Source organism: Cytobacillus firmus NBRC 15306, from assembly GCF_001591465.1.
GTDB classification, from domain to species: Bacteria; Bacillota; Bacilli; order Bacillales; family Cytobacillaceae; genus Cytobacillus; species Cytobacillus firmus.
On sequence record NZ_BCUY01000025.1, the window covers coordinates 16,399 to 37,090 of the forward strand.

24 protein-coding genes and 2 pseudogenes are annotated in these 20,692 nt (G+C 41.1%); 16 read left to right on the forward strand and 10 right to left on the reverse strand.

Annotated elements, in window-relative coordinates; genetic code table 11:
- Complete coding sequence (locus BFI01S_RS09420) at positions 1-783, reverse strand: ABC transporter ATP-binding protein (protein ID WP_172581911.1); 783 nt, start codon at positions 781-783, stop codon at positions 1-3.
- 168 nt (positions 784-951) lie between these two features.
- Between BFI01S_RS09420 and BFI01S_RS09425 the strand changes: the two genes are divergently transcribed.
- The 10 genes and pseudogenes from BFI01S_RS09425 to BFI01S_RS24680 all read left to right on the forward strand — a co-directional run.
- Positions 952-1,428: a GNAT family N-acetyltransferase gene (locus tag BFI01S_RS09425; RefSeq protein ID WP_061792393.1), complete on the forward strand. Its 477-nt coding sequence runs from the start codon at positions 952-954 to the stop codon at positions 1,426-1,428.
- 897 nt (positions 1,429-2,325) lie between these two features.
- Positions 2,326-2,781 (forward strand): VOC family protein, encoded by a 456-nt coding sequence (locus BFI01S_RS09430; RefSeq protein WP_061792394.1) that lies wholly within the window; start codon positions 2,326-2,328, stop codon positions 2,779-2,781.
- 100 nt (positions 2,782-2,881) lie between these two features.
- Positions 2,882-4,274 (forward strand): annotated as a pseudogene (locus BFI01S_RS09435) (aminotransferase-like domain-containing protein).
- Positions 4,275-4,377: 103 nt separating this feature from the next.
- Positions 4,378-5,676, forward strand: a complete 1,299-nt coding sequence (locus BFI01S_RS09440; RefSeq protein ID WP_115596663.1) for an MFS transporter — start codon at positions 4,378-4,380, stop codon at positions 5,674-5,676.
- Between the two features lie 48 nt (positions 5,677-5,724).
- Entirely contained in the window at positions 5,725-6,933 is a 1,209-nt protein-coding gene (locus BFI01S_RS09445; RefSeq protein ID WP_061792396.1) for an aminotransferase-like domain-containing protein, read from the forward strand.
- A 237-nt stretch (positions 6,934-7,170) separates the two neighbouring features.
- On the forward strand, positions 7,171-8,268 hold the full coding sequence (locus tag BFI01S_RS09450) for a flavin monoamine oxidase family protein (protein WP_061792397.1): 1,098 nt from the start codon (positions 7,171-7,173) through the stop codon (positions 8,266-8,268).
- 44 nt (positions 8,269-8,312) lie between these two features.
- Positions 8,313-8,606 (forward strand): antibiotic biosynthesis monooxygenase family protein, encoded by a 294-nt coding sequence (locus BFI01S_RS09455; protein ID WP_061792398.1) that lies wholly within the window; start codon positions 8,313-8,315, stop codon positions 8,604-8,606.
- 390 nt (positions 8,607-8,996) lie between these two features.
- On the forward strand, positions 8,997-9,167 hold the full coding sequence (locus BFI01S_RS22435) for a hypothetical protein (protein ID WP_156478340.1): 171 nt from the start codon (positions 8,997-8,999) through the stop codon (positions 9,165-9,167).
- 161 nt (positions 9,168-9,328) lie between these two features.
- On the forward strand, positions 9,329-9,520 hold the full coding sequence (locus BFI01S_RS24570; RefSeq protein ID WP_061792399.1) for a helix-turn-helix domain-containing protein: 192 nt from the start codon (positions 9,329-9,331) through the stop codon (positions 9,518-9,520).
- 227 nt (positions 9,521-9,747) lie between these two features.
- Positions 9,748-9,893 (forward strand): annotated as a pseudogene (locus tag BFI01S_RS24680) (IS3 family transposase); the annotation flags it as partial.
- Between the two features lie 133 nt (positions 9,894-10,026).
- On the opposite strand, the gene BFI01S_RS09475 reads toward BFI01S_RS24680, so the two are convergent.
- The 3 genes from BFI01S_RS09475 to BFI01S_RS09485 all read right to left on the reverse strand — a co-directional run bounded on the left by BFI01S_RS09475 (position 10,027) and on the right by BFI01S_RS09485 (position 12,375).
- Positions 10,027-10,908, reverse strand: a complete 882-nt coding sequence (locus tag BFI01S_RS09475) for an IS3 family transposase (protein ID WP_009336806.1) — start codon at positions 10,906-10,908, stop codon at positions 10,027-10,029.
- 8 nt (positions 10,909-10,916) lie between these two features.
- Complete coding sequence (locus BFI01S_RS09480; RefSeq protein ID WP_009330603.1) at positions 10,917-11,213, reverse strand: helix-turn-helix domain-containing protein; 297 nt, start codon at positions 11,211-11,213, stop codon at positions 10,917-10,919.
- Positions 11,214-11,370: 157 nt separating this feature from the next.
- Positions 11,371-12,375: a DUF3231 family protein gene (locus tag BFI01S_RS09485; protein ID WP_061792401.1), complete on the reverse strand. Its 1,005-nt coding sequence runs from the start codon at positions 12,373-12,375 to the stop codon at positions 11,371-11,373.
- A 171-nt stretch (positions 12,376-12,546) separates the two neighbouring features.
- On the opposite strand from BFI01S_RS09485, the gene BFI01S_RS09490 reads away from it, so the two are divergent.
- The 6 genes from BFI01S_RS09490 to BFI01S_RS09510 all read left to right on the forward strand — a co-directional run bounded on the left by BFI01S_RS09490 (position 12,547) and on the right by BFI01S_RS09510 (position 16,202).
- Entirely contained in the window at positions 12,547-12,825 is a 279-nt protein-coding gene (locus BFI01S_RS09490; RefSeq protein ID WP_061792423.1) for an ArsR/SmtB family transcription factor, read from the forward strand.
- 90 nt (positions 12,826-12,915) lie between these two features.
- Positions 12,916-13,299 (forward strand): VOC family protein, encoded by a 384-nt coding sequence (locus BFI01S_RS09495; protein ID WP_061792424.1) that lies wholly within the window; start codon positions 12,916-12,918, stop codon positions 13,297-13,299.
- 37 nt (positions 13,300-13,336) lie between these two features.
- Entirely contained in the window at positions 13,337-13,882 is a 546-nt protein-coding gene (locus BFI01S_RS09500; protein ID WP_061792402.1) for a hypothetical protein, read from the forward strand.
- 196 nt (positions 13,883-14,078) lie between these two features.
- Entirely contained in the window at positions 14,079-14,636 is a 558-nt protein-coding gene (locus BFI01S_RS24575; RefSeq protein ID WP_411814604.1) for a peptidoglycan-binding domain-containing protein, read from the forward strand.
- 22 nt (positions 14,637-14,658) lie between these two features.
- Positions 14,659-14,880, forward strand: a complete 222-nt coding sequence (locus BFI01S_RS24685) for a 3D domain-containing protein (RefSeq protein ID WP_411814605.1) — start codon at positions 14,659-14,661, stop codon at positions 14,878-14,880.
- Between the two features lie 227 nt (positions 14,881-15,107).
- Entirely contained in the window at positions 15,108-16,202 is a 1,095-nt protein-coding gene (locus tag BFI01S_RS09510) for a YncE family protein (protein ID WP_061792403.1), read from the forward strand.
- Between the two features lie 241 nt (positions 16,203-16,443).
- Here BFI01S_RS09510 and BFI01S_RS09515 read toward each other — a convergent pair whose 3' ends face one another.
- The 6 genes from BFI01S_RS09515 to BFI01S_RS09540 all read right to left on the reverse strand — a co-directional run bounded on the left by BFI01S_RS09515 (position 16,444) and on the right by BFI01S_RS09540 (position 20,634).
- Positions 16,444-17,037, reverse strand: a complete 594-nt coding sequence (locus tag BFI01S_RS09515) for a peroxiredoxin family protein (protein ID WP_061792404.1) — start codon at positions 17,035-17,037, stop codon at positions 16,444-16,446.
- A gap of 14 nt (positions 17,038-17,051) precedes the next feature.
- Positions 17,052-17,675, reverse strand: coding sequence for a hypothetical protein (locus BFI01S_RS09520; protein ID WP_061792405.1), 624 nt, complete (start codon positions 17,673-17,675; stop codon positions 17,052-17,054).
- The gene (locus BFI01S_RS09525) at positions 17,672-18,067 is read right to left on the reverse strand and encodes an OsmC family protein (protein ID WP_061792406.1); all 396 of its coding nucleotides are present in this window, start codon (positions 18,065-18,067) and stop codon (positions 17,672-17,674) included. Before BFI01S_RS09525 ends, BFI01S_RS09520 begins: the two co-directional genes overlap by 4 nt.
- Before the next feature lie 64 nt (positions 18,068-18,131).
- Positions 18,132-19,205 carry a HAMP domain-containing sensor histidine kinase gene (locus tag BFI01S_RS09530; protein WP_061792407.1) on the reverse strand — a complete coding sequence of 358 codons (1,074 nt, stop codon included), beginning with the start codon at positions 19,203-19,205 and terminating at the stop codon, positions 18,132-18,134.
- Complete coding sequence (locus BFI01S_RS09535; protein ID WP_115596664.1) at positions 19,192-19,890, reverse strand: response regulator transcription factor; 699 nt, start codon at positions 19,888-19,890, stop codon at positions 19,192-19,194. Before BFI01S_RS09535 ends, BFI01S_RS09530 begins: the two co-directional genes overlap by 14 nt.
- A gap of 30 nt (positions 19,891-19,920) precedes the next feature.
- Positions 19,921-20,634, reverse strand: coding sequence for a cytochrome c biogenesis CcdA family protein (locus tag BFI01S_RS09540; protein WP_082804495.1), 714 nt, complete (start codon positions 20,632-20,634; stop codon positions 19,921-19,923).
- Between the last annotated feature and the right edge of the window lie 58 nt (positions 20,635-20,692).

A 20,692-nucleotide genomic window follows, 5' to 3' on the forward strand; every position in this document is an offset into this window, starting at 1 on the left:
CTACATCTCCCTTACAACCGAAACAAAACGGGCACCAAGTTCTTTATGTTCACTGAATCCCGTAAGCTGGTTAAAGATCTGTTCCAGTGAACCTTCCGTATTTTGCTGCTTTAGTTCGTCAAAGGTACCGTCTGCTGCGATTCTCCCATCATGCAGGAGAATAATGCGGCTGCTTATTTTTTCAACCACATCCATGATATGTGATGAATAAAAAATCGTTTTTCCCTGTACGGCAAGCTGTGCCATGATTTCTTTGAATATCATGACACTATTTGCATCCAGGCCATTGATGGGTTCATCGAAAAAGAGCAGTTCCGGATTATGCAGCAGGCTCGAGATAATGAGGAGCTTTTGGCGCATTCCCTTTGAATAAGAAGCGATCCGGGAGTGATAGACTTCCCCCACACCGAATAGCTCCATCAGGCTTTTTGCCTTATCACTGGCAAAGCCGGAATCAAGACCATACAATTCGCCAACAAAGGTTAAGTATTCCTGGCCGGTTAAGTTATCATAGACTTCAGCAATTTCAGGCACATATCCAATTTTTCTCTTATACTCGATATCTCCATCCGAAATATCCCGGCCAAAGATGTTAACCTGTCCTGAATAGTCATCTTCAATGCCAAGCATGATTTTGACAGTGGTGCTTTTCCCAGCGCCGTTTGGGCCGATATATCCAATGATTTCCCCGCGTTTCACCTGAAAAGATACACCATTCAGCACGGACTTCGGACCATAGTTCTTTCTCAAATCACTAATCTCTAATATAACGTCCTCCAACATCTAACTCCCCATTCCTAAAATATCCCATTAATTCCATTCTAACATTAGAGCTGCTGTTTGCTAAAGGGGATTTTGGTTTTTCTAATTGAAATGGAATAATAAGGTTGTTAACTGGATAACTATTTAAGATAATTAATTTAGACTTTAAAACATTTAAGGTGGCTGGGAATGAATATTTACCAGGTTGAGGATTTACCGAAATATAAAATAATAGAATTTTTTAAGCTGCATTGGGGGAGCCCGGAAATGGTAATTTCCAGTGGGATTTATGATTGCAGTGCATTAGATGGTTTTGCTGTTCTAAATGAAGACAAAATCATTGGCTTAATAACTTACTTAATTAAAAATACGGAATGTGAAATTATATCTTTGGATAGTACGGAAGAAGGTAGGGGGATAGGTACATCGTTAGTGCAGGAAGTTGAAAATCTTGCTAAAAAGAAAAATTGCAGAATCGTAAAACTTATAACAACCAATGATAATTTATTAGCATTGAAGTTTTATCAGAAACGAGGGTTTATCCTGTCCAAGATTATTCATAATGCGGTTGAGGAAGCAAGAAAGGTAAAGCCTGAGATCCCCTTAATTGGAAATGATGGCATTCCGATTAAAGATGAAATTGAAATGGTCAAGGTACTGAGGTAACCGGTGCTTTTATAAAATAGGTTTGGACAAACTGGTGTCAGCAGAATTTTATTATATGATATTCAACATTAATATTTATTGTAATACTCATATTAGCTGCGCTGTTTCCTAAGGGAATTGAAAAAGTAGCGGGCATCCCGAATAAGGCGTTTACAAATGCTCTATATTATTTGTGTTTAGGCATTATATCTTTGATCACATATTTATTAGTCGATAAAGATTTGCAGCTGTTTGCATCAACATTGGTCATTGTTGGATTTACATTATCAGTTTGTTATTTTATTTTGGGGCTTATCAATTTCAGTAAAACATTAAAGTATTAAAATACAAAATTACTCTTTGGGAGAGAGATTTTTATGCCACTTAAAGTTGGAGGTATCATTACGTCCGGCAATGAAGTCCGTAATAGTAATCAGAAAGGTATAAGGGGGGATTAGATGGCATGGATACTGCTGCTGCCAGTGGTTATCTGGTTTATACTATTTTTGCGTAAAAAGCTCTCATTTAAATTTGGTTTATCGCCAAAATCATTAGACACAAGACCCATTAAAGGGTTAACCTTTTTTATCTGTGTCCTATTTTCATTATGATGATTTTGCCAGTTACATGAAAATCAGCAGCAAGATTTCATCAAGCTATACAAGCTGCGGGTCGGGCAGCTCCTGCAGCTCATGCTCATCGTCATCCTGCAGTTCCTGCTCAAGCTGCGGCGGGGGAGGAGATTAATAGGGCTGTCCCGCACAATCATGCGGAACAGCTATTTTGTTTTGGAATTACATAAGTTCTTAAGAGGTCAATACATATAAAGCAGTAGAAAATTTCAACCATATTGTGGACGGAAAATGGATCAGTTACTGGTATATTAATGCTAAGAAAATGAAGGACAGGGGTTAAGAAATGATTAAAGGCCTGTATGAAGCACATTTACCAGTAAGTAATATCAGTAAGTCGATTGAATTTTACAGGGGCTTGGGGCTGGATTTAGCAATAAAATACGAAAAAACAGCATTTTTTTGGATCGTTAAGAATGAAAGCTGGCTGGGATTATGGGAATGTGACCAAGCAAAAATGAACTATCATCCTTCCATCAGACATATTGCATTTAGAGTAGATTTAGAAAATCTAAAGAATGCAAAAGAGTGGCTTGAAAAGCGAGGCATTGAAATGCGTGAAGAATTCGGCTTTAAACCTCTTGAACCCATTGTAATGCCAGACCAGACACATGCTATGGTCTATTTTCATGACCCAGATGGAAATTCATTAGAATTTATCTGTAAATTATCATCTGAGCCTCAAGATAAACCTAAGATGTATCTAAGCGAATGGGAAAAGTATTTGGAGAATAAAAACTAAATTTTTTTCTTTGTTCGACGAAATGGGCAGGGTTAAGGAACAAGGGTTATAATTAAAGAAACAGCTTCATTGAAAACTTGTACAAAAAAGGGTGCGTATCATGCCGATTAATTCTTTTGAAAACTATCCTATGACCTGGAAGCCATCCCTTGATAAAAAGGAAAAGCCCATTTATCAAGCACTGGCAGGGCAATTGGAACAGGATATTTTAAACGGAGTGTTATTGCCCGGAACCAAGCTTCCTCCACAGCGGGAACTGGCCGATTATTTAGATTTAAATGTGAGCACCATTTCAAAAGCATTTAAAGTGTGTGAGTTAAAGGGGTTATTAAGTGCAACGGTTGGAAGCGGCACATTTGTGTCCTATGATGCTCTATCGAATGCGTATTTACTTGAAGATACAAAGCCGAAGCACTTAATTGAAATGGGAGCAACCCTTCCGGATAATGCTTCTTTCGAGCCGCTGATGCTACAGTTGAAAAGTATGCTGCAAGAGACCGATTATGTATGAAAAATGGTTTGGCTATGGCCGGGGAGGCGAAAGCCATTGGCAAAAGAATGCAGCGGTAAAGCTTATCCGCAGAGGCGGGTTAGAAACAACCGCTGATCACATTTTATTTGCGAATGGCGGTCAAAATGCTATTGCTGCTGCACTGGCAAGTCTATGTAAGCCCGGAGAGCGCATTGGAGTTGACCAGCATACATACCCTGGCTTAAAAACGGCTGCAGCGATGCTTAGTGTGCAGCTGGTGCCAATAAAAACAGACAACTATGAAATGAGTCCGGCGTCTTTTGAATATGCGTGTAAAAATGAAAATATTAAAGGTATTTACTTGATTCCGGATTATCATAATCCGACAGCTTCCTTTATGTCGATCGAGAATCGAAAAATGATCGCAGCCATTGCCAAAAAGTATAATCAGTTCATTATCGAAGATGCATCATACCATCTTCTAAGCAAAGAGCCGCTGCCGGCAGTCGCATCCTTTGCACCAGAACAGGTCATCTATATTGCAAGCTTATCTAAATCATTTGCACCGGGCTTGCGGCTGGCCTATACAGCAGTGCCGAGTCAATTCAAGGAATCAATTTCAAGGGCGCTTTATAATTTAAATGTTTCCGTTTCTCCATTACTGGCAGAACTTGCAGCACGTACAATTGTATCGAATCAATTTGAAGCCTTAATTGAGGGACATCAGGAGCAGACGATCCTCAGAAATCAACTCGTTAACCGATATTTGGCAGACTTTACGTGTCTAGGCGCTGAAACAGGCATTTTTCGCTGGCTGCTATTGCCAGGAAAGATTACAGGTGCTGAATTTGAAACGCTGGCTAAGCAGCATGGAGTACAGGTGTTTGCAGCTGAACGTTTTGTAGTTGGAAATAGTTGTCCGGAGAGGGCTGTAAGAGTTTCTGTTTGTGCCCCGGAAACGCTTGAAGAGCTTGAGAGAGGTTTGATCATCCTTAAACGCCTGTTAAACAATCATATCTAATATTGTTCGCCATACAATTATAATATTGTATGGTTTTTTTGTGCGTGTTAAGATGATTGAAATCTAGTTGGAATATTATGAAAATAAAAAGGGAGGTGAGTTTTTGTTACCGTTAGACGCCCAATCTGCCTGGCTGCAAAGCTACATAAATTCTTCAGAAAAACAGAAGCAACTATACAAAAGAACATTAATTGTCATTGTCATATCCCAAATTTTTGGAGGAGCAGGACTTGCAGCAGGAATTACAGTAGGAGCACTTCTCGCGCAAAACATGATGGGGACAGATAGTGTAACAGGAATTCCAACCGCGTTATTTACTTTAGGGTCAGCAGGTGCTGCGCTGCTGGTGGGACGGCTTTCTCAGCGGCTTGGACGCCGTCCTGGACTTGCGGCAGGATTTTTGGCTGGAGGCATAGGTGCCATTGGAGTAGTGGTTTCAGCAATAACAAACAGCATTCTGCTATTATTTATTTCACTGCTCATCTACGGGGCGGGGACGGCTACAAACTTGCAGGCGCGCTACGCTGGAACTGACCTGGCAAGCCCCGCACAGAGGGCAAAGGCTATTAGTATGGCCATGGTTTCCACCACATTCGGTGCTGTCGCAGGACCTAACCTGGTGGATGTAATGGGGGAGTTTGCTATATCCATAGGAATTCCTGCTTTAGCCGGTCCTTTTATATTAGCGGCTGCGGCGTATATACTGGCTGGATTTGTTCTATTTTTGTTCCTTCGTCCCGATCCTTTTATTGTGGCAAAAGCCATATCAGATGCACACGCTAAAGCCAATCATTTAGAGAAAAGCTCTAATTTGGCATCGATAAACAGGCGAGGCATTTTTGCAGGAGCGGCTGTAATGGTTTTAACTCAATTTGTGATGATGGCCATTATGACAATGACCCCTATACATATGGGACATCATGGACATGATTTGAATGAGGTGGGGCTTGTCATTGGATTTCATATAGGTGCGATGTTTTTGCCTTCATTAGTAACTGGTATTCTTGTTGATAAAATTGGCCGTGCGGCTATGGCTGCTGCTTCCGCTATTACGCTGCTTGCTTCTGGCATTTTGGCTGCAGCAGGACCTGGTGAGTCGATGCTCATACTCAATATAGCCCTTGTTTTACTTGGGCTTGGATGGAATTTTGGCTTAATCAGCGGCACGGCTATTCTGGTAGATTCAACTCAGGCTTCTTCCCGGGCTAAAACTCAGGGTTCGATCGATGTAGGGATTGCTTTGTCAGGAGCATTAGGAGGAGGATTATCCGGAATAGTTGTAGCACATTCCAGTTATGCAGCCCTTTCCATTGCAGGTGCTGTCCTTTCATTACTGCTCATTCCCATTGTAATATGGGCAGGTATCTATCAAAAAGAGAAAAGTATAAGCAACAGTGACTGAATTTTCAGTATTAAGGCAACTCCAAAATTAGAAAAGGAATGTGTATAAATGGAACATAAATTTGCTGAGAGAGCTCGCTTTGTAACATCTTCTGAGACACGTGAAATATTAAAAGTAACAGAAAGACCGGAAGTAATCTCTTTTGCGGGAGGACTGCCGGCTCCAGAACTGTTTCCTGTAGAAGCTCTAAAGGAAGTTTGCAATGCTGTATTGAATGAAGAAGGTGCGGCTGCTCTTCAATATAGTACAACTGAAGGATATATTCCTTTGAGAGAAGCTATTTGTCAGAGAATGAAAAGTGCTGGGATTGACTCCAGCATTGAAAATGTTCTTATTACATCAGGATCCCAGCAGGCAATCGACCTGACTGGAAGATTATTTATCAATGAGGGAGATACTATTATTTGTGAAAGCCCAACCTATCTTGCAGCCATTAATGTATTCAAGTCATATAATGCAAAGTTTGTTGAAGTAGCCATGGATGATGATGATGGAATGGTAATGGAAGAGCTGGAGCAAATGCTGCGAGATCATCCTGATGCAAAATTTATTTATACGATTCCTGATTTCCAAAACCCTACTGGCCGCACCTTAAAACTCGAAAGACGAAAAAGAATGATTGAGCTTGCTAATCAGTATGATGTGCTGATTTTAGAGGATAACCCCTATGGAGCTGTAAGATTTGCTGGAGAGGAACTCCCGCCTGTGAAACATTTTGACACAGAAGGCAGAGTCATTTATTTAAGCACTTTCTCTAAGATTTTCACTCCCGGTCTTCGGCTTGGATGGATTTGTGCGGACGAAACCTTCATTGATAAGTATGTTGCTTTTAAGCAAACAGCTGACTTGCATACTGACAGCTTTGCTCAAAGAATTACAGCAAAGTATATGGAGCTTTATGATATCGAAGAACACATAAATAAAATCAAAGCTGTTTATAAAGAAAGATGCACAGCTATGTTATCCTGCATTGAAGAATTCTTCCCAAATCATTTATCTTACAGTAAGCCGGAAGGCGGATTATTTATTTGGGTTGAGCTTCCAGAGGGTATTGATTCAGCGCATATATTTACAGAGTGCCTGAAAAACAATGTGGCTTGTGTACCTGGTGCGCCCTTTTTTCCAAATGGCACACAAAAAAATACATTGCGTTTAAATTACTCCAATATGTCTAAAGAGAGGATTATTGAAGGGATGAAGCGTATGGGTGAAGTATTGCACCGGGAATTACAAAATGATTCATTGCTGACAGTCTGATTAAAACAAGGCTTTGTGCCCTTATCTGGTATTATTTAATGGCTGCAAGCCGGTATAACGCTCTATACAGCAATAATCTAAACTCAACAATGCCGAGTTAAAAATCGGGGGTATAGTAATGGAAGCTGAAATTTGGACGAGTGGGAAAACTCATTTAGAAGAGTTATATATAAAAAGGAATAGCTCTTTTATATTTGCATTGATTCAGCATAGACACAGTACGAAAGAGGCAAGAGTGTGAAAAATCCTGTAGTCATTGTCGGTGCTGGGTTAAGTGGACTGCGGGCTGCGTCATTACTTGCTGCACATGGCACTCCTTGCAGGGTTCTCGAAGCTAGAGAGCGGATTGGCGGCAGGGTCTTGAGCACTTCTGGTCCAAACAGACCTGACCTGGGCAAATTTGATCTCGGGCCAACGTGGTTTTGGCCTGAATATGAGAGCGCGATCACCGGCCTTGTGAAAGAACTGAATTTAGAAACTTTTGTCCAGTACACCAAAGGGGCAATGCTTTCAGAACGATTCCAAAACGAACCTCCAGAGCGCCATGTATTGCCGGAAAATGCTGGTGCAAGGTCGATTCGATTCATAGGAGGTGTGCAATCCCTTATTGATGCTGTAGCAGATACAATTCCCTCAGGGATAGTCGAGCTAGGAACCCGAGTCACAGCCATTCGACAAGAGGAAGCGGGAGTTATTACGGTTGAAGCAGTCCTTGCTGATGGAGAGACAACAAATGTAACTGCAAGTGCTGTAATCCTAGCACTGCCGCCTCGGATTGTGGCGCGTCATATTGAATTCTCTCCATCTCTCCCTGCAGATCTTATGACTGACCTTGCTGGCAAACCGACGTGGATGGCAGGGCAGGCGAAGGCAGTTGCCATCTATGATCGTCCCTTTTGGAGAGAATCAGAGCTCTCTGGCTTCGCATCGAGCTGGGTTGGACCTCTGCAGGAAATCCACGATGCTTCTCCTAAAACAGGATCTGGCGCTTTATTTGGTTTCTTCGGTATGCCAGCGAGAACACGCCGAGAACTTGGAGAGGATAAAGTTTTAAATTTGGTCATTGATCAATTGGTTAGGCTATTTGGAACCTCCGCCCAAAACGTTAAGGCTATCCTTTATAAGGATTGGGCCGAAGATTCCGAAACTGCAGTTGAGGAAGACCTGGACCCGCTTAGAGATTTTCCAAGTTATGGTCAGCCGCCAAAAGCTGGGGTATGGGAAAAGAAAATTATTTTTGCTGGTACGGAGACGAATTCACCCTTTGGCGGCCACCTTGAAGGTGCCCTTCAGTCAGCTGAACAGGCAGTTTTTGAAATCATTAAATTAAACTAGAAATCAGGAGCTCTTTTGAGAAAGCAGGGAAAGGGGAAATTTACATGATTTTAGAAGCAGTAATGCTGCAAGTAAAAAAAGGGATGGAGGAAGAATATGAACAAGCATTTCGTGAAGCATCAAAAGTTATTTCTTCCATGAAAGGCTACATATCTCACGAGCTGCAGCGATGTATGGAAGTTGAGGGTAAATATTTATTGCTGGTGAAGTGGGAATCATTAGAGGCCCATACAGTTGGGTTTAGACAATCGAAAGAGTATCAAGAATGGAAAAGACAGCTGCACCATTTCTATGATCCATTTCCTGATGTTGAACACTTTGAAAACGTTCCTCTTTAATTGGTGTTTTAGTTAAAAGCCTCCTTGCGGTCGAAATATTTTCCAGATAGCGGACACTGATAAAAAAGTGCCCCTATCTGGGGTTTTTTGTGTTTCAATAAATCTAATGAATATGGGCGGAGGGTTATCAGGAGTAAGAATATTTATAATGAATTTCAATTTAAAGAGCTTGAGAAGTATCCCAATGCTTTGAGCGCTTCTGAAAAATCAATCTCTTATAGTCCGGGATTTAAGCTAAAAGCTGTGAAGGAATACAAAAGTGGAAAAATACCATAGCAAATCTTTATTGAACAGGGCTTTGACCTAGGTATGATCGGTAAGAAACAACCAAAGTATTGTCTTAAACGTTGGAGGGATTCATATGAACGGTTTGAAGAGGAAGGTCTCCTTATGGAACGCAGAGGCAAAGGGAGTACAGGGCGACCTTCTACAAAGCAGCTTTCTGTGGAAGAGAAATTAAGAAAAGCTGAGGCACGAATTAAATTCCTTGAAGCGGAGAATGACTTACTAAAAAAGCTGGAAGAGTTAGAAAGGCAGGCGTTGAAGAAGAAACGATTTTAACGTCAGCTGAGAAGTTTTACCTGATCGAGAAAACGATAAGAATCTATCAGTTAAAGAAAGCAGTTTCCTACCTGTGTGAACTGGCGGGTGTTAGCAGAAGCGGATACTATGACTAGTTGAAGGCTGCATCTATAAGGGCACAACGAGACGAGCAGGATGAATTGGATATAAAGCTCGTCCAAGAAATATTCCTAAGCAAAAAAGAAACAGCAGGTGCCCTCCAAATTAAAATGATCCTGGAGAATGATTATTCAGCTGTAATGAACCACAAAAAGATTAGGCGATTAATGGCAAAATATAATCTTGAAACAAAAATAAGGAAAGCCAACCCAGGAACATCGAACCTGTCCTAACCTTCTTAATCGAGAATTCAATCAGGAGGAACCAGGAAAAGTCCTGCTTACTGACATTGCTTATCTCTATTATGGAAAGGGCCAAAAAGCATATTTATCCTGTGTAAAGGACGGAGCTACAAGGGGAAATTATGGCGTACCACCTGTCCACGTCATTAGATATGGGCATCGTCTATAAGACGTTGAAAAAGTTAGAGACATCTGTTGGCAAACATTTTCACCCTGAAGCCATATTACATTCTGACCAAGGAATGCATTATAGGCATCCTCTATTCCAAAGCAAAGTGAAAGAGCTTGGATTAACTCAATCAATGTCCCGAAAGGGAACTGTTGGGATAACGCACCAATGGAGAGCTTCTTTGGACATTTTAAAGATATAACTCACTTGATAATTTGAAGGATGTAACGAAGGAAGTAGAAAGAGTAATAATCATCATCGTTTAAATAAAATGACCCCGGTACAATGTAGTGACCCCCGTCAAGTAGACAGTAATAAAAATGCACAATTATGCAGCCTGAGTCCTGTATTGATATGGGCTCAGGTAATTCAATTTCTTTTGAAAACGTTGATGATTATAGAACCTCATGTATTGATTTAATGCGTCTTTAACCTCTTGAGCTGTTTTGAATGAATATAGATAAAAACATTCAGTCTTAAAATGACTAAAGAAGTTTTCCATGCAAGCATTGTCCCAACAGTTACCTTTTCTAGACATGCTCGCTTTCATTTGATATTTTTTAATTAGGTTGTTATATTGGCGGGATGTATATTGGAAACCCTGGTCGCTATGCAGGAGGATTCCTTTTACATTCCGTTTTTTCTTTGCCTTTTTGAGGGTATCGATAACCAGTTTCAGGTCATTTCTCCGACTAACATGATAAGCAACAATTTCATTATTGTATAAGTCTAAAATGGCGGACAAATACAGCTTTTGGCCATTAAAAATTAAATAAGTAACATCCGTTACCCATTTTTTATTAGGTTTAGAAGCGACAAAGTTTCGATTAAGATAGTTGTCTGAAACAACGTATGCTTCTTTCTTCCCGTAATATGGTTTCTTCATTCGGATGACTGCCCTGATCCCCAATTCCCCCATAAGACGCTGGACACGCTTGTGATTTATATGTGTTTCGTAGTTTTTTTCTAACCATATCTGTACTCGCCGATACCCATATATCCCTTTAAGTTTTTCATGGCACTCCATGATTTTTTCTTTGATTTCTTCATCCTCTAACTGCTTTTCAGTGGGTGACTCTTGTCGTTTTAACCACTTGTAATAGCCACTTTTAGATACTTCTGCGATCTTACATAACAATACAATAGAATAGTCCCCCTGGGACATTTCTTTGATTACCTGGTATTTCTTTTGTGTGGATACTTCTTTCATTCCCCCTTTCACATCTTTAAGAGCTTTTTTAGCATTTCGTTCTCAGCTTCAAGACGTTTAATTTTGACTTCCTGATCTTCAGGTCGAGTTCTTGGTCTACCTTTACCAGGTCCTTTCCTCTTACCTCTTTTATCCTCTAGCCCTTTAATCCCCTCCGCATTAAAATAGTTAACCCATCTCCTTACTTGATTTTTATCGATACTCAATTCTTTAGCTATTATGTTATAACCCATCCCATCTTTGAGATGAAGATCAACAACTTTTTTCTTAAAGTTCATATCATATGTTTTACGTATTTTTCCCATAAAAAAATCCCCTCCATAGTAGACAGATTAGTATGCTTTCTTTTTTCTGTCTACTATCAGGGGATCATAACACAATACCGGGGTCACTTATTAGCCGCATAGGCGCTTTTTTAACTGTCCGTAAATGGGGGTACATTTCACAAATGAGGGGTGTAACTTATTTATCCTGTGCAAGTTCTTTTCTATTGGGAGCAAGCGGCGGCTGTTCTAACCACTTGTTCTTCACCATAATGCCGAACCATTTTCGGGTGACTTTCAAGGATTTCAGAATTGCTTTTTCATAAGTTAAGGCCAGGTCTGTCCGCATGGATCCGGCCAGGCCTGTCCCGTAATATACTTGTGCAGTCTGCACCAGGAAACCCATATGATATAACATTAATTTATCGGAAAACGGAGAGTCCTTTGAAGTTGTAACTTCTGATTCCCACGACATTGGGACTGGCAAGTTATCCTTGTGCAATATTTTTGAAAGAGCCTGGAGGTTTTCATCGGCTGTTTTTTCTAATTCCTCAAAAAACTTCCTTATATCTTTCGATTCTGTGACTTGGCTGAATCCGATGGAAAGTGCTTTTGCCATAATCCCCTTTTTAATGTTAAGGGAGATACTAATTATTTCTGTAGAAGATAAACGTCTTCCTTTTCCGAAAAATCCATCAGTAAAATCTGTTGCAGTAATAATTTCAGGGCTTTCGGCAGGATAAAAATAGGGATCTCTCTGAAAAACTCCTTTTTTCAGAAGCAGCTCAATAGTTAAATCGTACATATTTTTGGCATCATCTACACATGAGCTGTAAAACTCCCGTATGTCCTTTCTGACCGAAACACCTAAAGCGGTTGTATGGCCTAACAAACCATGGATAGTCATAATATGTAAATAATTCAGGCAGAATATGTCTGAAAACAATCTCTCTGCACCTTTATTGAGGTCGGACTCCGAAAAACCAATTGGAATTGGAAATCCATCCTTCTCAATGAAGGAAACAAGCTGCTTCTTTTGCTTTTCCCCTGTTTTAATTGCTATTTCAAAAACTTGTTTTATTTCTTCGTCTTCTATAATTGAATTCATATACCTATTTACAATCTCGGTCATTGTTCCGTTTACATACTCCCCCCATAGTGTTCCTATTTCGGAAGATGTAAGCTTTAAATTATCATTTTCCAATTGTGCTCACCTCTTCCGTATTTTTTACCAATACAGAATGATGTATGCAGTTCTTTGGCTTAAACCTCTAAGACTTGGTGATTACTGCAAAGATTGAAACGGCAACTTTATTAGGCAACTTTGAGGTTGCTTGTATTGACAAGTAACCAAATGGTTGCTTATAATCATAATATGAATTGGGACAAAGACGCTATATTCAAAGCACTTGGTGATTCGACCCGGCGGCTTATATTGGACGAACTGTCCGAACGCAAAGAGATGACACTATATGAACTGACGGCTCGTCTCATTATGAAGCACGGCCTTTCCATTTCGCGGCAGGCAATAGCTAAACATCTTTCAGTATTGGAAGATGCACAGCTCATTAGATCCGAACGAAAGGGAAAATATCGGGTAATTATTTTTAATAACCAGCCACTTAAGAATCTGCTGGAAAGATGGCTGGAGTAACCTTACTAAAAGCGGAATAAGGATTCATAAAGAGGTACGTGCGGGCTTTGCTGGAAGCCCGTTACAATTATCAAAGGAGGCAAATACATGTTGAAAGTTATTGTTACCAGTATCTTCGTCCAGGATCAGGAGAAGGCATTGAAATTTTATACAGAAACGCTGGGGTTTGTAAAAAAGCATGACATCCCAGTCGGGGAACACAGGTGGATCGCCCTGGTTTCTCCCGAAGATCAAGACGGTACGGAGCTCTTGCTGGAACCTAATGTACATCCGGCTGCCACAGAATATCAAAAGAAGATTTTTGCAGAAGGAATTCCGGCCACAATGTTTGGGGTTGCTGATGTGCACGAAGAGTTTAACCGATTAATAAAACTCGGAGTGAAGTTTACTATGGAACCAACAGTAATGGGGGATGTCACATTGGCTGTATTTGATGATACGTGCGGGAATCTTATTCAAATAGCGCAGAAGTAGCTTTAGAAATTCTTGCATGTAAGTAAGGCGGTGAACAATGGACAGTCAGCTGAAAGTGGAATTTCAAAAATCAAAGTCAGGCGATAAAGATGAGCGTTATGAAGCTTATCAGCACATTTTAAATGCTACTGACAAAGAAGTTGATTGGGCGTATGAAGTATGGGATCAGCTAGTAGAGGACTTAACTCATAACGATAACCATCAACGCTCCCGTGCAGCTCAATACTTAGCTAACCTGGCTAAAAGCGATCCAGAGATGAGAATTATGAGGGATTTCCCTAAGCTATGGGAGGTAACAAAAGATGAAAAGTTTGTTACAGCCAGACATAGCCTTCAGTCTATATGGAAAGTCGGGATTTCCGGTACATCCCAAAAAGAACTGGTCATGGAGATAATGACTGAACGTTTTATTAATGGAACAGATGAAAAAAATTACACGTTAATCCGTTATGACATCCTTCAAAATATGAAAAATATATATGACCATCTGAATGATGAGGCTATTAAACAAACAGCTTTAGATTTGATTGATGCTGTTGATGACAAAAAATACAAGAAAAAGTACTTGGATATATGGAAATAGATCAAATTGCTGAAGATAAAGGTCTTCAGCTTTTTCTTATAATGTTGGGTAATATATACACAGACAAAATAGAACGCATTATTGCAATATAATGGATGATAGAGGGACGAACGTTGTGATTCTGTTTGCAACACTCGAATAATGTCAATTCCTCCCGAATTCTTTTATATCAAAGGAAATTAGGGAGGATTTATTAATGTTAATGAGATTTAAAAACATGCTGATGGCCTTCGTGGCTGTGGTTCTCATGCTGGCTGCTCCTTCGTTTACAGAAGCGGCGCTCGGGGATCGTACACTTGCCAATGGATCATCAGGGTCAGATGTGGCCGAATTGCAGGATTACCTGATGACAAAAGGGGTATTCCCATACCATACATCGACAGGATACTATGGAAGCATCACGGTGGAAGCCGTCAAGAATTTTCAGCGTAAGCGTAACCTGAAGGCTGATGGAATTGCAGGACCGCAGACAAACCACGCATTAAAAGTACTGAGATATGGGGACATTGGAAAACAGGTCATCCAAATTCAATATCAATTAAAACAAGCAGGTCACTATAAATCTAATTTAGATGGTATTTATGGAAATGGCACAGTGAGCGCTATCAAGAGCTTTCAAAAACAGCAAGGCTTGACGGCGGACGGAATTGCCGGCCCTCAGACGAGAGCTGCACTTGACCGAAAGGCGAAGCGAGGTACAGCGGCAGGTAAAAACATTGACTGTGGAAAGCACAGCATATACAGCGAGTTGTGAGGGCTGTTCAGGTGTGACCAGGATGGGTCTGGATTTAAAAAAGTACCCTGATGCGAAAGTGATTGCCGTCGATCCAAGTGTCATTCCGCTTGGTTCCATCTTGAAAGTAGAAGGCTATGGAACTGCAATAGCAGCGGACATAGGCGGCGGCATAAACGGAAGTTCAATCGATGTGTTCATTGCAAACCAGGGCGATGCCCTTCAGTGGGGGAGAAAAAGCGTTCGTGTGGAAATAATCGAATAGGTATGGGCTGGCTGCACTAATAGTAGTGCTGGCCAGCTTTTTTTGTTTTAGCAAAGGGCCTGGATAAGAGGGAATTCTTTATCATACCTATTAAATTTGCAGAGTTTATGGATTTCAATAGATTGTTATACTTTGTGCACATTTATTTGGTTAAGTGAAGTACATCACTTTTGTATATTCTTGCTGTTATTATGCTCTCTTTATATACGATAAGGGAGGAAAATTCCATGATTAAATTTAAAATGATATTTATTGTATTTTTATTGTTAGGCGTGATACTGGCCGGATGCAGCTCGGGAAGTAATGCTGTTGAGGAACCAAAGCCTGTTTCCGGGGATGCTCAGCAAACTGAAGGCAATAAAGAAGAGGCTGAAGAAAAAACGGAGGTCCAATATTATTACACTGCTAACGAAAAAGGCAGCATCTCCAAAATTGGCGCAGCTGACAATTCAATTGTAACGACAATAGAGGTAGAAGGTTCCGCTCACAATGTGCAGGTTTCACCAGATGGAAAATTAATCGGGGCTACGGTTGTGCCAGGTATGGGAGACCATGGGGGAGGTCATGACGGCCACGGAGAAGTGAGTGCAAAAGCTGTTTTTTACAGTGTTGAAAGCGATGAACTGGTTCAGGAGGTCGAAGTTGGAAATCACCCTGCCCACATTGTTTTTACGGAGGATGGGAAGTACGCTGTTGTAACAAACAGCGAGGACAATACTGCATCTGTCATTAATATGGATGGCTTCAATGTGACAGATACAGTTGAGACCGGCAAAGGGCCGCATGGATTCAGGATTTCATCAGATAGCAAAAGAGCTTACATTGCAAACATGGGTGAAGATACGGTCAGTGTTATTAATCTTGAAACCTTGAAGGAAGAAAAGCGGATAAAAGTGGGAATAGCTCCTGTCACTACGGGTATTACTTCTGATGGAAAAACACTTGTCGCAGCATTAAATGGAGAAAATGCTCTCGCTGTGGTTGATCTGGCTACTGATAAGGTTGATAAAATTCCAGTGGGAATTGGTCCTGCACAAGTATATATCGATGAAAAAGGTGAGTTTGCCTATGTGGCCAACCAGGGAACAGAAGAAGCTCCTTCGAGCAGTGTGACCGTTATAGATCTTGCTTTAAGGAAAGCAGCAGCTGAAATTGAAACCGGAAGAGGCTCGCATGGAGTGGTAACAAGTCCGGACAACAAGAGGGTGTATGTGACGAATATGTTTGAAGATACGGTCAGCATCATCGATAAAGAACAGAGTAAGGTCATTGATACAATTGAAGTAAAAGGAGTGCCGAATGGGATAAGCATTACCGATTAGATCCATATCAATGCAGAAAACCGCTTGAGAATTACAGGAATCTCGGTTAGGAAGGTACACACACATTCGTTTTCAGTGCCTGCCCCAATAAAATATGTTATAGACTAAGGGGGGCAGGCACCTGATTTTATATTCTGAAGGTGCCTTCGGTCAATATTGAGATATTTCATCGTATGTACCTGCATTTATCGGTGATAGATGATATTAAAGTCAGAAGCGGCACCTTTTTGTCTGCCAATCCTTATTCAATATCCTCCGTCAAGTCTTCCATTATGCCTTCATCCATCGGGCCGACAATTTTCTTTGTGATCACGCCCTTAGTATCGAGGATATAGCTTGTTGGAATGGTAAATGCTTGATACTGCGGGCCGATCATGCCATTTTCATCGAGGGGGATGGAAAAGGTAAGTCCGTAATCCTTAACGAATTTCTCGATATCTTTCCTGCCGTTGTCAATATTTGTGAGATTGACTGCTACCACCTCAATGCCATCTTCTTTATGCTTTTCATAGAAATTTTGCATATGAGGCATTTCAGCTTTGCAGGGCGGACACCAGGTTGCCCAGAAGTTGAGGATGACCTTCTTCCCTTGAAGGTCTGATAGTTTCATTGTTTTGCCATCGAGAGTAGTTAGTTCAAAATCTGGAGCAGGCTTTCCTTCCTCAACTTGAGTAAGGTCTGATCCAGGTATATCCTCGGTTTCGACCGACTCCTCTTCGTTTTCCACAGCAGCATTGCTTGTGCTATCTTTATCTGCAGATGGTTTCCATAGATTGACGAATACAATCGCCAGGGCCAATAGAATTATGGCTATCGATAACAGATTTTTATTCAACCTTTTGCACCGCCTTAGGAAGTTAGTTTGAAGCTAAGATTTTTACGATCCCCGTTTGACAGGATGTATACGATAAATGCCAGCCAGCCGAATGTCAGAATTTCAAGGGACAGGATCGGCTGAAAGAAACTGATGATAAGAAGCTCGAAAAGGAAAAGGAAAGTGAATGCCTTGATTGAGAAGCATTCATTTTTCTTTTTAAGAAAAACAGCATAGCCAATCAGCAGAGCCAGACTTGCCATTGCTGCAGGGAAATTTGTTTCCAGTGCATATTTGGTGACCTCAAAACCAATGAAAAAAAGAGGGTATACTTTAAAAGCGTCGCGAAAGACTGTCTGGTGCTTCTTTCCTGCAATATAAATCAGATAAACGGAAAGCGATACAAGAGCAAGGAAATGCCCTTTTGTACTTCCGTTAAAATAAACAATAGACAGCGGCATCTCTATGGCCATCTTAAAATGAAACAGAGCATAGCTTAGCTTCCACACCAGAAAGTAAAGAAAAAAACTGTTCCAGTACCAATCCTCAAGCTTTCTTCCCGAGGCGAATCTGTACAAAAGTGATGTCATAAAAAGGGACAGCAGAACAGCCAGCCAAACAGCGGGAATCGTCAGGCTCCCAATATTAAAATAACTCAATCAGAATCACCCGTGAACGTAACCTCATAGCTTATATCGATAGAGCCAATCACAGATTGGATCATTCCGCAATTTTTTACAGTAAGCTCTGCCACTTTTGCGGCTTGTTCTGCGGAAAGTGCTTGATCGGCATGAACCTCAGCTGAAATAGCCAGTTTTTTTATCTGATTGGCTTCTTCAGGAATTCTGGATACAGAAACTTCCGCTTCAATCCTCTCAACTCCAAGCCTCTTCTTTTGAAGGATATTCCAAAGAACTGTGCCGCTGCATCCAGCCAAGGATGACACAAATAGTTCCAGCGGGCGATAGCCTGCCTGGTCATTAGGAGAAACAGGCAGCTTTCCGTAGCCCAATTCAGCTGTAGTGTTATCATTATTTATTATAAATTTCATATCTTCACCCCTTTCCAGCCATTAGTATGAAAGGGTTTTATTAAGATTTGATTAAGAAAAGCAGCTAATTTTTAGAAGCTGCCCTATCTGCCGGAAGGATAATTTCAAAGATGTGGTGAAATCCATCTGTCTGTATAGAAATCTGTCCCTTATGCGCATCTGCAATACTTTTCGCAATAGCCAGTCCTAATCCTGCTCCGCTCACTCTGGTGCTCCTGGATTCCTCCAGGCGGTAGAACCGTTCAAAAATCAGGTCTTTTTTTACAGGATCAATGAATTGACCTGTATGGGAAATAGTAATGGAATAGAAATGATCGGAGAGTGCGGTATTTATAGCCAGTTCGGTCCCTGTATTGTAATCAAGTGCATTTTGAAGAATATTAGTAAAAACCTGTTTAAGGCCGTCTTTATTCCCCATTACCATTGCAGGCTCAATCCGGGCCTCTTGGAGATCAAACGTTTCGTCCAGCTTTAACCGGAAGGCACTAAGTGATTCTTTTAGAATCGTGTCAATGGATAAAGGCTCGAATGGCTTTTCTGTAAAATAAGTGCCATTGCTCCACGTGTTGAGCTCTGTTATCAGTTCCACGATGCCGGTAATCCGCCGGGACTCCTCAAGCAGTGAGCCGAATAATTCAGGGTCACCCTCGATGACTCCCGATTCAAGGGCTTCAAGATAGCCATTGATATTGGTTAAGGGAGTGCGAAGCTCGTGGGCGATGTCACGGAGCATTTCTTCACGTTTTTCCTGAAAAGATACAAGGGAGGACGTCATGGCATTAAAGTTCTCGGTCAGTTCCTTTAATTCTCCCGTAGAAGGCACGGCCAATTCTTCAGGAGCCTTGCCTTTCATCACATCCTTGGCAGCCCGGGACAGATTCTTAATGGGATGGACCATTTTACGGACAGTAAAATAATGGAATAAACCGACGATGACAAATGCAGCAATACTAACCCTCCAGAGAAATCCGTTCAAGGTAACAACCAGATCCTGTCCGGTGACATCTTCGGAGTTGACGAGGAAGCATGCGTAATCCTTAACTGAAAAACCGGCCAGGAGGATCACAAGCAAAATGACCAGGCTATTCAGGGCAACGAGGCGTGATAACAGATTGGAAAATTTTTTATACACCCACAAATTTATACCCCATTCCCCTTACCGTCTGAATATAGTCCTTCGGTGTTTTTTGCTTGATTTTTACCCGGAGATGCTTGATATGCACATCGATTGTCCGTTCAGACACTGCCTTCTGGTTATGTTCATAAATGCAGTTTAGAATCTGTTCTCTCGATAAAACCTGACCCGGGTGCTGCATAAACATGTGCAGCAGTTTAAATTCGAATTGTGTCAGCTCAAGAGGATCTCCATTAATGAGGGCTTCTCCTTTTGCCGGCTTGAGAGTAAATCCGGTAAAGCTTAATTTTCCGCACCTGCTTGAGGTTCTTCTTAGGACTGCTTCGATGCGCACCATCAGTTCAGCGGGGCTGAAAGGTTTGACGACATAATCGTCTGCACCCAGTTTGAAGCCCTGAATGCGGTTTTTTTCATCTGCCTTGGCAGTAAGCATAATGATTGGCATCATACTCTTCAGGTCTTCCCGCACCCAGCGGCAAATTTCCTCGCCGCTGACTTTAGGAAGCATCAGATCCAGAATTAAAATGCAGGGATCAAATTGTTCAATTTTCTTCATGGCTTCACGGCCATCCGCTGCCTCCATCGCTTCATAACCTTCTTTTTGCAGGTAAATTTTAACGAGGTTGCGGATTTTGGCATCATCCTCTACCACCAATACTGTTTTTCCAATAAGATGCTGATCGGGCAAAATAATCATCCTTTATTATTTATCGCTTTTTTAGAATTGAAATAGGCTATACGCTGAAAGCCATGCACTAATTTTTTGCATTTGCCCGCTTAAGACGAGCATTCCCAGTGCAACCATAATCATGCCATTAACAAATGCGAGCCTGGATAAGTACTTATTGATTTTACGCATGGCTTTTAAAGAATAAGAAATGATTACTGAAATAACGAAAAATGGAATGGCCATTCCAAGAGAATAAGACATTAATAAGAAGATACCCTGGCTTAGCGTATCGGAAGAGCTCGCCAATAATAGTATGGATGAAAGGGCAAGTCCAACACAAGGCGACCAGCCGCTTGCAAAGGCCATTCCCAGCAAAACAGACCCAAACATGCCCTTTGATTTATTTTCTGTTTTGAATCGCTTCTCTTTCATTAAAAATTTGAATTTAAGCAAGCCGGCCATCTGCAATCCAAAAATTATAATTAACAGCCCCGCAGCCTGCATAATGATCATCCGATAATTCATTAAAATTTTTCCGAAAAAACTGGCGGATGCCCCAAGTGCTATAAAAATCATACTAAACCCAATTATAAATCCAAACGAACGCAAATAAAGCTTCTTCCGGTCCACCTGCATTTTAGCGTTCTCGATTCGGCCTCCAGTCAGGTGGGTCACATACGCCGGCAGCAGCGGAAACACACACGGGGAGAAAAAAGACAGCATTCCGGCTGCGAGGGCAAAAAACATTCCAATATCGTTCATGTAAGTCACTCCTTTGTCCTCCATTTTGATGGGCGATTGTTAAGACTTTATTAAGAAA